Genomic DNA, 13,244 nt, shown 5'->3' on the forward strand with positions numbered 1-13,244 from the left:
AAGAACCTTCATTTCAGAAGCAAAAGGAGATTATCAACTTTAAAGGGAGGCTTCAATACGAAAAAGATGCTTCGAGCAGGCGAGATATTAAGAGGATTTTCTGAATAAATGGGGAGAAAGAGTTAGGCGGAAGATCCAAACACTTGATCTGAAATGGGTAAAAGCCATAATGCGGCTGCGCTAAATGCAACCTTAGGGTGCTTTTGCGGCAGAAGAATGGTTAACGGACGGCAATCGCGCCGTCCGTACGGCTCTTGGCAAAACTCAGCCTCACTTGAAGCGCTGCAGCCGCTTCATCAGGCTCGACGTATCCCAGCGCTTGCCGCCCATCGCCTGCACCTCGCCGTAAAACTGATCGACGAGCGCCGTCACCGGCAGAAGCGCGCCGTTGGTTTTCGCCTCATCGAGGCAGATGGCGAGGTCTTTGCGCATCCAATCGACCGCGAAACCGTGATCGTAATGATCCTCGGTCATCGTCTTCCAGCGGTTCTCCATCTGCCAGCTCTGTGCCGCGCCCTTGGAGATGACGTCGATCACCTTCTCCACGTCGAGGCCCGCCTTCTGCGCGAAATTGATGCCTTCGGAGAGCCCCTGGACGAGGCCGGCGATGCAGATCTGGTTGACCATCTTGGTGAGCTGACCCGAGCCGACTGGCCCCATCAGTCCGACCATCTTGGCGTAGCATTCGATGACCGGCCGGGCCTTCTCGAAGACTTTTGGCTCGCCGCCGACCATCACTGTCAGCTGACCTTTTTCGGCGCCGGCCTGGCCGCCGGAAACCGGCGCATCCAGGAAGCAGAAGCGGTGTGCATGCGCTTCATGCGCCAGCTCTCGGGCGATTTCCGCACTCGCCGTCGTGTTGTCGATGAAGATCGCGCCTGGCGCAATTCCCTTGAAAGCGCCGCCGCGGCCGAGCGTAACGGATCTGAGATCCTCGTCGTTGCCGACACAGCAGAAAACGAATTCCGCGCCCTCGGCGGCATGCTCGGGCGTCGGAGCATGCCGGCCACCGTGCTCGGCGACCCACTTCTCCGCTTTGTCCTGCGTGCGGTTGTAGACGGTAACCTTATGGCCTCGATGGGCGAGATGCCCGGCCATCGGGTATCCCATCACGCCGAGGCCGATGAATGCAACTTTCGCCATGTTCCGTTCCCTTTTGCTTTGCGCGGCGATTGCTCATGGTTCTAGACAATCAAAAAGGCCTTGTCAGGGGCAGAGCTTTTCCAACATGCCCTGGTGAGCGGCGTATCCCAAGTCTTTGACCGGGTGTTTGGTCGAGCTGTCGTCGGCTGTCGGCGCCATGCGGCCGTTTGGAGGTGACAATGACTGATCCTTTCCCGTCCTGGCAGAAGGTGGCGCCGCGCCTCGTCGATGTGGCCGCCGGGCGCACGCCGGCCGATCTCGTCATCCGCGGTGGCCGCTGGGTAAACGTGCATTCCGGGGAGATCGTCGAAAACACCGATCTCGCCATCACCGCAGGGCGCTTCGCCTATTGCGGGCCGGATGCCTCCCACACGATCGGTGAGGAGACCGAAGTGGTGGAGGCCAGGGGGCGCTATTTCGTGCCGGGCCTGTGCGATGCTCACATGCATGTCGAAAGCGGCATGGTGACGGTGACGGAATTCGTGCGTGCTGTCGTTCCCCACGGCACGACGTCGATGTTCGTCGATCCTCATGAGATCGCCAACGTGCTCGGTCTCGACGGGGTTCGTCTCATGCATGACGAAGCTCTGACGGCGCCGATCAACGTTTTTGTCGAAGTGCCGAGCTGCGTGCCTTCCGCGCCCGGCCTTGAGACGGCAGGCGCCGAGCTCGGACCGGAGGAGGTCGCCGAGGCGATGTCCTGGCCGGGCATCATCGGCCTTGGCGAGGTGATGAACTTTCCGGGCGTCGCTGCGGGTAACGAGCGGATGCTGGGCGAGATCATTGCGTCGGTGTCGGCCGGCAAGACCGTCGGCGGCCATTATGCGTCCCCCGATCTCGGAGTGGATTTTCATGCCTATGCGGCCGGCGGCCCCGCCGACGACCATGAAGGCACCCGCATGGAGGATGCGATTGCGCGCGTGCGGCAGGGTATGCGCGCGATGCTGCGCCTCGGCTCCGCCTGGTACGATGTCGCCGCTCAGATCAAGGCCGTCACCGAAAAGGGGCTCGACCCGCGCTTCTTCGTTCTGTGCACGGATGACTGCCATTCCGGAACGCTCGTGCATGATGGACATATGAACCGCGTCGTGCGGCACGCCATCGCCCAGGGGCTGAAGCCGGTCACGGCAATCCAGATGGCGACGCTCAACACGGCAGAGCATTTCGGCCTGGAACGCGAGCTCGGCTCCATCGCGCCGGGGCGCCGCGCCGATCTCCTTCTCGTGTCGGACCTGCCATCGCTCAAAATCGATGCCGTCTTTGGCCGCGGCCGGCTGCTCGCCGAGAAGGGGGCGCTCGTCGCCGACATCCCGCTCTACGGGTATCCGGAAGAGGCGAAAAACACGGTCCGCCTGGGCCGCGAGCTGACGGCGGACGATTTCGCCGTGCCCGCGCCAAAGGGAAAGGACCGTGTCGGCGTTCGCGTCGTCGGCGTTATCGAGAACCAGGCGCCGACGAAGGCTCTTCAGCGTGAGCTGAGCGTCGTCGATGGGTTGGTGGAAGCCGATATGACAAACGATGTCGCCCACCTTGCCCTGGTGGAGCGCCATCGTTGCACCGGGGCCGTCCAGAACGCGTTTGTCTCGGGCTTTGGCTACAACCGGCGCTGCGCCATCGCCTCCACCGTTGCCCATGACAGCCACCAGATGATCGTCGTCGGCACCGACCGGACCGATATGGCGATGGCGGCGAACCGACTGGGCGAAGTCGGCGGCGGTGTGGTGGTGATATCCGAAGGCGAGGAACTGGCGCTGGTCGAGCTCAGGATCGCGGGCCTCCTTTCGGAGGAGCGCGCGGAAGCTGTTGCCGCCAAGGCCGCACGCATGGGCGCCGCCATGCAAAGCTGCGGCTGCCGTCTCAATAACGCCTTCATGCAGCATTCGCTGCTCGCGCTCGTCGTCATCCCGGAGCTCAGGATCTCCGACAAGGGCCTGATCGATGTGACGAAGTTCGAAAAGACCGAGCTTTTCGTCTGAGGCTTTGGCGGCTCACGCGCCGATCTGTTCCGCCACCACCTGCTGGCCGGAGCTGTCCTGTGCCGGCTTGAGATGCCGCGTCAGCCGTCGTTCGGCCGCATCCCAGACGCGCCGGAGCGCTTCCACGACGACGAGATAGAGCCCCGCGGCCCAGAGATAGACCTGGAAATCGAAGGAGCGGGAAAAGGCAAGCCGCGTCTCGCCCAGGAGATCATAGACGGTGATGACCGAAGCGATCGCGGAGCCCTTGATCATAAAGATGATCTCGTTGCCGAGCGGCCGCAGAGCCGTGATCAGCGCCTGCGGGGCGACCACCTTGAAGAAGATGACGACAGGCGAGAGCCCGAGCGCGCGGGCTCCTTCCCATTGTCCAAGCGAGACGCCGCGAATGGCGCCAGCATAGATCTCGGCCTGGTAGGCAGCCGTGTTGAGCGTGAAGGTGAGGGCGGCGCAATTGAACGCGTCGCGAAAGAACCACCACATCCCGGCGGCGTCGAAAACCTCCCGGAATTGCCCGGCGCCATAATAGACGAGGAAGGTCTGGGCCAGGAGCGGCGTGCCCCGGAAGAAATACACATAGGCAAAGGCGAGACCGCGCGTCCACCGGTTCTTCGAGAGTCGGCCCGCCGCGACGATGCCGGCCAGAACCGCACCGATCGCGACCGACAGAACGACGAGCTCCACCGTGACGAGGAGGCCGTCGAGGAGCTTTGGCCCGTAGCGCGTCAGGAGTGCCGGATTCCAGGCGCTGATGAAGAAGACGATCAGCGCGAGGGCGATCGCGGCCCAAACCGTCATCAGAACAATGCCGGCGATACGTGCCTTGCTCCAATGCCGGACGGAAGCGGGCGGAGGCTCCGCCGGAAGAATCCGGTCGGAGACATAGACCTGATCGGCGCTCGTCTCGCTCATCGTCATTTCGTTGCCTCGCCGCGCCGTGCCCAGCGGTCGATGCCGTTGATGCCGAAAGACGAAATGATGGAAAGCACCAGATAGATCATGCAGGCGACGAAATAGAAGAAGAACGGTTGTTTGGTCACGCCAACGGCGACGTTGGTGTTGCGCAGAAGATCGTTGAGGGCGATGACGGAGACGAGGCTCGTATCCTTCAACAAGATCAGCCAGAGGTTCGAAAGCCCCGGCAAAGCGAGCCGGATGAGCTGTGGCAGGATGACGAGACGCATCGTCGTCGTCGGTCTCAGGCCGAGCGCATACGCCCCCTCATACTGGCCCTTCTGAATGCCGCGAAAGGCGGACAGAAAGACCTCGCTCGCGAAGGATGCGAAGACGAGCGACAGGGCGATCACGCCCGCCGTGAAAGACGAAAACTCGACATAGGTGTCGAAGAGAAGCCGGAAGAGCTTCTGCAGTGCGATCTGTCCGCCGTAATAGATGATGAACAGCGTCAGAAGCTCCGGCAGCCCGCGGAAGATCGTGGTGAAGATCGTCGCCGCCCGGATGAGGCCGGGATCGTCGCTGTCCTTGGCGAGCGCAAGCAGAAATCCGAGCACGAGCCCGATCGGCAGCGTCGTCAGCGCCAACGCGACCGTGACCGCAAGCCCGGCCGCAAGATCATCGCCCCAGCCGCCGCCTCCAAACGACAGGAGGTCCAAAAACTCCATCAGCCCGTCATCCCTGGCGCGGCAGAAGGATGGGGCTCAAAAGCCCCATCCGATGCATCATACACCCCGACTTATCCGCCATAGACGTCGAAGTCGAAGTACTTGTCGTTGATTTTCTTGTACGTGCCGTTCTCGCGGATCGCCTTGATGGCGGCGTTGAGCTTCTCGCGCAACTCGTCTTCGCCCTTGCGCACCGCGATGCCGATGCCCGGCCCGTAGATCTTCGGATCGCCCGGCAGCGTCGTCAGGATCTTGCAGCAGGAGCCGTCTTCGCTGTCGACCCACTCCGACAGAACGATCACATCGTCGAGGGCTGCATCGAGACGTCCGCTCGCCAGATCGAGCTTGTATTCGTCGGCCGAGGGATAGAGGCGGATGTCGGAATCCGGGAAGATCTGTTCCGCATATTGCGCGTGCGTCGTGGAGCTCTGGGCACCGACGCTTCTGTCCGCCATCGATTCGGCGGTCGCTTCCGTGATGTCGGAATCCTTCGGCACGACGATCGCCTGCGGCGTGTCGTAATATTTGTCGGTGAAGTCGACCTTCTCCTTGCGCTCCTCCGTGATCGACATGGAGGCGACGATGGCGTCGTACTTACCGGCGAGAAGGGCGGGAATGATGCCGTCCCAATCCTGCGCGATGAACTCGCACTTCACCTTCATCTCGTCGCAGAGCGCATTGGCGATGTCGATATCGAAGCCGACGAGCTTACCGTCAGCCGTGATTTCGCTGAACGGGGGGTAGGCGCCCTCCGTGCCGATGCGCAAGGTTTCCTGGGCCTGCGCCGCGCCGGTGGCGAAGACCGCGAGGACCGTTGCAGCCGCCAGTTTTTTGAACAAGCTCATGCTGTCTCCCGAATTTCTTGTTGGATGCGGCCGGGGAAGGCCGCTGGACCTATAATCGGCCCAAACTTTGAGCCTGTGCAACTCTTTAGCAAGCGCCGTGCCTGCGGCAAGGAGACTTGATCACAGGCAATGCAGGTTTGGCCGATTCTGCGCCTCCTGGCATAGGCGGGAGAGGCGCGAAAGGCGCAGACTGCCTCATTTGGCGGCATCGAGCGACAGATGCCCGGCGATGAAATCGGCAATTTGTGCAATTTCGTCGAGATGGAAGACCGGAAGCTCCGCGTTTGCCACTGGGTAATCGGCGGCGATTGCGAGGATCGACGGATCGCTGTCGCTGAGCGCCTGGCCGGGCCGTCCGTCGCGGCGGCGCACTTCGAGCTTCGGGTGAGACGCCTTCTTGTAGCCTTCGATGAGAATGAGGTCGCAGGGCGACAGGCGCGACAGCATCTCCTCGACGGGGGGCTCCGCCTCTTCGCCGAGCTCATGCATCAGCGCCCAACGGTGATCGGACACGAGGAGCACCTCGCGTGCGCCCGCCTCGCGATGTCGGAACGAATCGGTTCCGGGATGATCGATGTCGAAGGCGTGGTGGGCGTGCTTGACCGTGGAGACGATCAGGCCGCGCTCCGAGAACTCGCTGACGAGGTGGGCGACGAGCGTCGTCTTGCCGGAATTCTTCCAGCCGGTGATGCCGAAGACCGGGGGTCCCATCCGCGGGCGGGCTATTCGGCGGCCTGAGTTCGATTGAGCGCCTCGAGCATCGCCTGTGCCTCGGCCGCGTCCTCCGGCGTGTTGACGTTGAAGAACGGATCGATCTGGCGGCCGTCGGCTTCCAGATGGTCGAAGGGCACGTTGAGACGCACGTAATGGTCCGCGAAGTCGAGAACCTTGCTCGATTTCGCCTTCTTCAGCCATTCCTCGAGATCGTCGGCAAGCGCGATCGGCCACAATCCGAAGACGGGATGCACGCCGTTGAACGAGGCCGCGACGGCGATCGTCGTTTCGTCGTGGCCGCAGCCTTCGGACAGCCGCGTGACGAGATCACCGGGAAAGAAGGGCGTGTCGACGGCTGCGCTCGCCATGAAACGCGCCTGCGGACAGAAGACCTGGCTCCAGCGCATCCCGGCGAGAATACCGGCGAGAGGCCCCGGATTGCCGTCGATGCCGTCGGGAACGACAGGGAGAAGAAATTCACTGAAGCGCGACGCGTCGCCATTGGCGTTGATGACGAGTTCGTCGACCTGCGGGCGCAGACCATTCACCACGTAGGAAAGCAGCGGTCGGCCGGCAATCTCCACGAGCGGCTTGTCGTTGCCCATCCGGCGGGACAGGCCGCCAGCAAGAATAACCCCCGTGATCGGGCGCGGGGCAGGACGATCCTGGTCGGTCGTCTCGCTCACGAAACCCCGCAGAAACGCTTCGGCTGCGGACTCTTCCGCGCCGGTATCCCGGTGATGAAGGAGCGTCGTCTCGGCAACGGGCTTTCGGCCATCGGTTCGTTTCCTCTCAACCTATATACCTGTCGTGGCCCGGCAGGTGAAGCCGCCATCCGGCGTCTTCCTCAGCCGATCGCAGCGTGTGGCATTTGAACTTCGGGCGAGGGGGCAATATGTCAACGGCATGCCCGCCGGACGAAACCACCGGCTCAAAAGCACCACCGCTGACGCGGTTGAAGGATGGCAATGCCCGAGACCACTCCCACGATTACGAAAGATGTCGTCTTCGATGCGCTCCGCCGTGTCAAAGGCCCCGACCTCGAAAGTGATATCGTCACTCAGAAACTCGTTTCCGATCCCGTCATCTCGAACGGCAAGGTGATCGTGTCGATCACGGTGCCGGCGGAGGCCGCATCGCATCTGGAACCTCTGCGGCAGGCGGCCGAAAAGGTGCTCTCGGATCTGCCGGGGGTGGAGCGTGCCATGGTGGCCCTGACCGCCGAGAGACGGCCGGGGCAGGGCATGTCCCAGAATGCGATGCCGCAGAATACGGCCCCCCGCAGCGCTCCGCCACGGCCGCAACCCGCCCCGCAACCATCCGCCCCGCAGCGCGCGCCGGGCCAGGCGCCGCAGCAGCCTCAAAAAGCGGGAGTTCCTGGCGTCAAGGCGATCATCGCTGTCGCGTCCGGCAAGGGTGGCGTCGGCAAATCCACGACCGCCGTCAATCTCGCCCTCGGGCTCAAGGCGAACGGGCTCGATGTCGGCATCCTCGACGCCGACATTTACGGGCCGTCGTTGCCGCGTTTGATGGGCATCAAGGGACGGCCGGAATCGGTGTCGGAGCGCATCCTGAAGCCGATGGAAGGCTACGGTCTCAAGGTCATGTCGATGGGCTTCCTCGTGGAGGAAGAGACCCCGATGATCTGGCGCGGGCCGATGGTCATGTCCGCCTTGACCCAGATGCTGCGCGAGGTCGCCTGGGGCGAGCTCGACGTGCTCGTCGTCGATATGCCTCCCGGAACCGGCGACGCGCAGCTCACCATGGCTCAGCAGGTTCCGCTCGCCGGTGCCGTCATCGTCTCGACGCCGCAGGATCTCGCCCTCATCGATGCCCGCAAGGGCCTCAATATGTTTAACAAGGTGAACGTGCCGGTCCTCGGCATCGTGGAGAACATGAGCTATTTCCTGTGCCCGCATTGCGGCGAGCGCTCCGACATTTTCGGGCATGGCGGAGCCGAACACGAGGCGGAACGCATCGGCGTGCCCTTCCTCGGCGCTGTGCCGCTTCACATGGATATCCGCGAAACCTCCGATTCCGGCCGGCCGATCGTTGCCGGCGAACCGCAATCGGAGCATGCGCGCATCTATCGCCACATTGCCGATGCCGTCGTGAAGCGTCTCAACGTGGAAAAAGCCGCGGGAGTCCGCCAGGCGCCGAGGGTGGTGGTGGAATAGAGGGCTAGCGGACGATCCGAAACAGGATCACGGAGAAGGCGAATGCCGCGACGGCCCCTGTCAGCATGACGGCTGAGAGGGGCAGGGCCGACATGCCGCCGGCGAGCACGGCTCCTGCGATCGCCGAAGAGATCGCGCCCGAGCCGATCTGCGTCGCGCCCTGGAGCCCCGCGGCCGTGCCGGCGATTTCCGGGCGCACGCTGATGGCGCCGGCGATCGTGCTCGGCAGGACGAGGCCGTTGGAAATGCCACCCACGCACATCGGCAGGAAGAGGGCCGGTGCGCTCAGATGGCCGCTTGCGATGAGAGCGAGAAGCACGAGCTGGGCGATGAGGAGAAGGCTGGACCCGGCGAGCGTCATCCGCCGGACGCCGACCTTTTCGGCAAAACGGCCGGAGAGAAAATTGCCAAAAGCATAGCCGATCGACAGGACCGCAAACCAACTGCCATAGGCGATCGGAGACAGTCCGAGGATCGTGCCGGCCACATAGGCGCCGCCGCCCAGAAAGGCGAAGAAGACCGACGTCGCAAGGCTCGATACGGCGGTGTAGACGAGGAAGGCGGGTTCCTTGAGAAGGTAGCCGAAATCCCGAAACAAGGTGGCAAAGGCGATCCGCTCGGTGCGCGCGTGATGCGTCTCGCTGACGTCGCGCCAGGCAAGGGCCAGGACCAAGGCTCCGAACACCGTCAGCATGACGAACTGCGCCCGCCAGCCGAAATTCTGTTGCAGAAGACCACCGAAGAGCGGTGCCACCATCGGCGCCATGGCGAGCCCCATCGTGACATAGCCGATGACGCTTGCGGCTTTGCGCCGATCGTAGAGGTCGCGCACGATGGCGCGTGCCAGAACGATGCCGGTGCAGCCGCCGGCCGCCTGCAGAACGCGCAGTGCAAGCAGGCTTTCAATGTCGTTCGCAAAACTCGCCAGGGCGCTGGTGGCGGTGAAGATGCTGAGCCCGCAGAGAAGGACGGGCCGGCGCCCGAAACGGTCCGACAGCGGTCCAATCACGATCTGCGAAATCGCAACGGAGGCAAGAAACAGGGACAGGACGAGCTGCACGGTGGCAAAGCTCGCGTGGAAGTCCTTCTCCAGCGCCGGCATCGACGGCACGATGACGTTGATCGCGAACGGGCTGAGCGTCGAAATGACGACGAGGCTCAAGAGACTTGGCCGCCGCCCCTCAGGTGACAGGGCGGGGGCGTCGGATATTGAAGACGGCATTGGATCTCGGCGGAGGCGAGGGGAGGGGTGGATGACCCGATAGCATCCAACCGCGCCCGGCAGAAGGGGCGCGATCAGCGTGCCGGCGGTGCCGTCAGCGCTTTGCGGGCCTCCGAGGCTCCCACCTGGCGTTCCCGGTAGAAGGTGTAGATGCCGGTCGCAATCAAGATGCCGGTACCGATGAAAAGGAGCGGCCCCGGCCACTCGCCGAAGACGAGCACCTGCGCAAGCACGGCCCAGATCATGAAGGAATAGCGAAATGGCGCGACGACGGAGATGTCTCCCGTGCGCATCGCGGCGATGATCAGGGTGTAGCCCGCGACCGTGCACAGTCCGGACGCGAAGATGGTGGCGAGCACGGCCGCATCGGGCATCACGGGCTCTTCGAAGAGCATGAGAAAGCCACCGAAGAGACCGACGGAGATTGCGGCGGCCGTCGTGACGGCGAGCGTCGGCAGGCCTTTCGGCAATTGCTTGGAGGCGAGATCGCGCAGAACGACCGCGAAGACGCTGAGGAGCGCGACGAGCGACCAGATGTTGAAGCCGTCGAGACCTGGCTGGATGACGAGGAGCGCCCCGCTGAAGCCGACCGCGATCGCGGTCCAGCGCCTCCGTCCGACGGTCTCGCCGAGAAAGAGTGCAGCACCCGCCGTGGTGGCGAGCGGCACGACCTGCAGGATCGCCGAAGCGTTGGCGAGCGGCAGGCGGAACAGGGCAGAGAGGTAGAGCCCCGCTGCCACCACCTCGCCCAGGGTGCGCCAGATGAGCGTCTTATGGAAAAGCAGACTGCGATTGGCGAAGGCGCCGCGGCGCACCGCGAGCACGATGACGATCGGCGACACGATCAGACCGCGCAGAAAGATGATCTCGCCGGTCGGCAGATCGGCGCTCGCAACCTTCACCAGCGTATCGTTGACGATGAACGTCACCATCGCTGCGAGCATCAGGAGGATGCCGCGCTGGTTTTCGCTCGGCAGGGCAGGCACAGGCGGCATGGGGAAACGGGCTTCTGGCGGGTTGATCGAAGCTTATGCTTAGGCGGCTTCTTAAGCCGCGACCAGGGCTCAGCCGCCCGTCATGCTCATATGCCGTGCAACCGCCGGACGCCGGTGATGGCGATCGATGACGAAATCGTGCCCCTTCGGCTTGCGGGTGATCGCCTCGTCGATGGCCTGCGCGAGGAGCGCATTGCCTTCAGAGGCGCGCAATGGGGCCCGCAGATCGGCCGCATCTTCCTGCCCGAGACACATGAAGAGCGTGCCCGTGCACGTCACCCGCACGCGATTGCAGCTTTCGCAGAAATTATGCGTGAGCGGGGTGATGAAGCCGAGCCTGCCGCCGGTCTCCTTGACCTCGACGTACCGCGCCGGCCCGCCGGTCTTGTAAGGAATGTCGGCCATGGTGAAGCGCTCTGAAAGTCGCGCGCGAACGGTGGAAAGCGGCAGATATTGCTCGGTGCGGTCGCCTTCGATCTCGCCGAGCGGCATCGTCTCGATCAGCGTCAGATCCATGCCCTGACCGTTGGCAAAGCGGATCATCTCCGGGATTTCGTGTTCGTTCACGTCTTTCAACGCGACGACGTTGAGCTTCACCTGAAGTCCTGCGTCCTGCGCCGCCTTGAGGCCTGCCATCACGCGGCCGAGATCGCCCCAGCGCGTGATGGCCTTGAACTTGTCGTGATCGAGCGTGTCGAGGGAGACGTTGATCCGGCGCACGCCGAGTGCGGCGAGATCGTGCGCGTAACGTTCGAGCTGTGAGCCGTTCGTCGTCAGGGTCAGCTCCTCGAGCCGCCCGGTGGTGAGATGGCGCCCGAGCGCCTCGATCAGCCACATGATGTTGCGGCGCACGAGAGGCTCCCCGCCGGTGAGGCGCAGCTTGCGCACGCCTTTGTCGATAAAGGCGGTGCACAGGCGCTCCAATTCCTCGAGAGACAGAAGATCCCGCTTGGGCAGGAAGGTCATGTCCTCGGCCATGCAATAGACGCAGCGGAAATCGCAGCGGTCGGTCACTGAGACGCGCAGATAGGAGATCGACCGTCCGAACGGGTCGATCATCGGCGCTGTCTCCGACGCCGTGTCGATCGGCGTGACGGCCGCGATGTCGGATTTCTGCACGATGGAATTCACTGACGCCTCATTGTTCCGTTTGCCTGCCTCCCCTTCGCCTGTGATCGGCAAATGGTGCTGGCAAGCCGTTTCCCGCCCTTATAGGAGAAGAATGTAATGGCGCCGCCGTCCGCGTCAAATGGCAGCGCGGCGCCGCAGCCCCTTGAAGGAGACATGATGGCGGAACCCTGGCCGACCGAAATCCGTCTGAAGAAGGACCGGCACATGCTGGCCGTCAGTTTTGAGAGCGGCGAGACCTTCGAGCTGCCGGCGGAGTATCTGCGGGTCTTTTCCCCCTCCGCCGAGGTGCAGGGGCATTCGCCCTCCGAGCGCAAGCTCGTCTCGGGAAAAGCCGATGTGATGGTGATCGAAGTCGAACCGATCGGCAATTACGCCGTCCGTCTGCATTTCGACGATCTGCACAACAGCGGGATCTTCACCTGGTCCTATCTCTACCGGCTCGGACAGGACTTCGGCTCCCTGTGGGCGGGCTATCTGGAAGAGCTGGCCGAAAACGGTCTCTCCCGCCGCTGAACGGGGCAGGTGGGATTTCTCTCAGAGCTTGAAACGACAATGGCCAGCGCAGGCGCCGCCCCATGGAGCTTGAAACGAAAACGGCCGGCGCAAGGGCCGGCCGTCGATAAATCGTGTCGTCGAATCGCTCTAGCGGCGCACGACCACCTTCGTGCCGACATTGACCCGTTCGTAGAGGTCTGTGACGTCGTCGTTGGTCATGCGAATGCAGCCCGAGGAGACCGCCGTGCCGATCGTCCAGGGCTCGTTCGAACCGTGGATGCGGTAGTAGGTGTTGCCGATGTAGAGCGCGCGGGCACCGAGCGGATTGTTGGGGCCGCCCTCCATATGCGCCGGCAGGCCCGGCTGACGCTTGCGCATCGCCGGCGGCGGCGTCCAGCCCGGCCACTCCGCCTTGCGCGTCACGCGGTGCGTGCCGGCCCACTGGAAGCCCTCGCGGCCGACGCCGACGCCGTATTTCAGCGCCTTGCCGTCTTCCATGACGTAGTAGAGGCGGCGCTCGCCGGTATCCACGATGATCGTGTTCGGGCCGTAGGGGCCGGTGTAATCCACGACCTCACGCTGCACCGGCGACTTGCCATGGAGTCGGGAGCCCGGGCCGAAGCTCAGCCATTGCTTGGAAACGGGATCAAAAAATCTTGCCGTCGGCTGCGCCGAGGCGTTGGGAGCAAAAGAAACGGCGCTAACAAGCGCCACAGCGACCGCAGTCGCAAGTAATCCAAACTTTCTCATTACCGTCCCCGGAAAGGCTGGCGAGTTGATGTGTCACTTTAACCTCTGTGTCGAATCGCTCTCAAAAGGCAAGCACCGGGCGGCCCGCGGTGCGGCGCCGTGACGCTTTTGCAACCGTATGTGGCTCGCCTGCCACGCCCGGCCCCGGGCGTCGTCGGCAAGTCCTCCCATCGT

The 13,244-nt window shown here is 63.4% G+C and carries 13 protein-coding genes; 3 read left to right on the forward strand and 10 right to left on the reverse strand.

The window, feature by feature from the left end:
- Nucleotides 1–270: 270 nt before the first annotated feature.
- Nucleotides 271–1,173, reverse strand: a complete 903-nt coding sequence (locus tag L0F51_RS18825; protein WP_370642461.1) for an NAD(P)-dependent oxidoreductase — start codon at nucleotides 1,171–1,173, stop codon at nucleotides 271–273.
- A 149-nt stretch (nucleotides 1,174–1,322) separates the two neighbouring features.
- Here L0F51_RS18825 and ade point away from each other — a divergent pair, with 149 nt between their 5' ends.
- On the forward strand, nucleotides 1,323–3,119 hold the full coding sequence (gene ade / locus L0F51_RS18830) for an adenine deaminase (RefSeq protein ID WP_234630689.1): 1,797 nt from the start codon (nucleotides 1,323–1,325) through the stop codon (nucleotides 3,117–3,119).
- Nucleotides 3,120–3,131: 12 nt separating this feature from the next.
- On the opposite strand, the gene L0F51_RS18835 is transcribed toward ade, so the two are convergent.
- The 5 genes from L0F51_RS18835 to mobA form a co-directional block, all read right to left on the reverse strand.
- Nucleotides 3,132–4,031, reverse strand: coding sequence for an ABC transporter permease (locus L0F51_RS18835; protein ID WP_234630690.1), 900 nt, complete (start codon nucleotides 4,029–4,031; stop codon nucleotides 3,132–3,134).
- A 2-nt stretch (nucleotides 4,032–4,033) separates the two neighbouring features.
- On the reverse strand, nucleotides 4,034–4,744 hold the full coding sequence (locus tag L0F51_RS18840; RefSeq protein WP_370642462.1) for an ABC transporter permease: 711 nt from the start codon (nucleotides 4,742–4,744) through the stop codon (nucleotides 4,034–4,036).
- A 68-nt stretch (nucleotides 4,745–4,812) separates the two neighbouring features.
- On the reverse strand, nucleotides 4,813–5,586 hold the full coding sequence (locus L0F51_RS18845) for an ABC transporter substrate-binding protein (RefSeq protein WP_234630692.1): 774 nt from the start codon (nucleotides 5,584–5,586) through the stop codon (nucleotides 4,813–4,815).
- Between the two features lie 195 nt (nucleotides 5,587–5,781).
- Nucleotides 5,782–6,297, reverse strand: coding sequence for a molybdopterin-guanine dinucleotide biosynthesis protein B (mobB, locus tag L0F51_RS18850; protein WP_234630693.1), 516 nt, complete (start codon nucleotides 6,295–6,297; stop codon nucleotides 5,782–5,784).
- An 11-nt stretch (nucleotides 6,298–6,308) separates the two neighbouring features.
- The gene (gene mobA / locus L0F51_RS18855) at nucleotides 6,309–6,986 is read right to left on the reverse strand and encodes a molybdenum cofactor guanylyltransferase MobA (RefSeq protein WP_234630694.1); all 678 of its coding nucleotides are present in this window, start codon (nucleotides 6,984–6,986) and stop codon (nucleotides 6,309–6,311) included.
- A 282-nt stretch (nucleotides 6,987–7,268) separates the two neighbouring features.
- Here mobA and apbC point away from each other — a divergent pair, with 282 nt between their 5' ends.
- Nucleotides 7,269–8,477 carry an iron-sulfur cluster carrier protein ApbC gene (gene apbC / locus L0F51_RS18860; protein WP_234630695.1) on the forward strand — a complete coding sequence of 403 codons (1,209 nt, stop codon included), beginning with the start codon at nucleotides 7,269–7,271 and terminating at the stop codon, nucleotides 8,475–8,477.
- 4 nt (nucleotides 8,478–8,481) lie between these two features.
- On the opposite strand, the gene L0F51_RS18865 is transcribed toward apbC, so the two are convergent.
- The 3 genes from L0F51_RS18865 to moaA all read right to left on the reverse strand — a co-directional run bounded on the left by L0F51_RS18865 (nucleotide 8,482) and on the right by moaA (nucleotide 11,825).
- Nucleotides 8,482–9,639 carry a multidrug effflux MFS transporter gene (locus L0F51_RS18865; protein ID WP_234630696.1) on the reverse strand — a complete coding sequence of 386 codons (1,158 nt, stop codon included), beginning with the start codon at nucleotides 9,637–9,639 and terminating at the stop codon, nucleotides 8,482–8,484.
- Nucleotides 9,640–9,773: 134 nt separating this feature from the next.
- Nucleotides 9,774–10,694: a DMT family transporter gene (locus L0F51_RS18870; protein ID WP_234630697.1), complete on the reverse strand. Its 921-nt coding sequence runs from the start codon at nucleotides 10,692–10,694 to the stop codon at nucleotides 9,774–9,776.
- A 69-nt stretch (nucleotides 10,695–10,763) separates the two neighbouring features.
- Nucleotides 10,764–11,825: a GTP 3',8-cyclase MoaA gene (gene moaA / locus L0F51_RS18875; protein ID WP_370642453.1), complete on the reverse strand. Its 1,062-nt coding sequence runs from the start codon at nucleotides 11,823–11,825 to the stop codon at nucleotides 10,764–10,766.
- A 156-nt stretch (nucleotides 11,826–11,981) separates the two neighbouring features.
- Here moaA and L0F51_RS18880 point away from each other — a divergent pair, with 156 nt between their 5' ends.
- Nucleotides 11,982–12,338 (forward strand): gamma-butyrobetaine hydroxylase-like domain-containing protein, encoded by a 357-nt coding sequence (locus L0F51_RS18880; protein ID WP_128292861.1) that lies wholly within the window; start codon nucleotides 11,982–11,984, stop codon nucleotides 12,336–12,338.
- A 129-nt stretch (nucleotides 12,339–12,467) separates the two neighbouring features.
- On the opposite strand, the gene L0F51_RS18885 is transcribed toward L0F51_RS18880, so the two are convergent.
- Nucleotides 12,468–13,070, reverse strand: a complete 603-nt coding sequence (locus tag L0F51_RS18885; protein ID WP_128292863.1) for a L,D-transpeptidase — start codon at nucleotides 13,068–13,070, stop codon at nucleotides 12,468–12,470.
- Nucleotides 13,071–13,244: the final 174 nt, after the last annotated feature.

Origin of the sequence: Afifella sp. H1R (assembly GCF_021462425.1) — a bacterium.
Taxonomy (GTDB): Bacteria; Pseudomonadota; Alphaproteobacteria; order Rhizobiales; family Afifellaceae; genus Afifella; species Afifella aestuarii.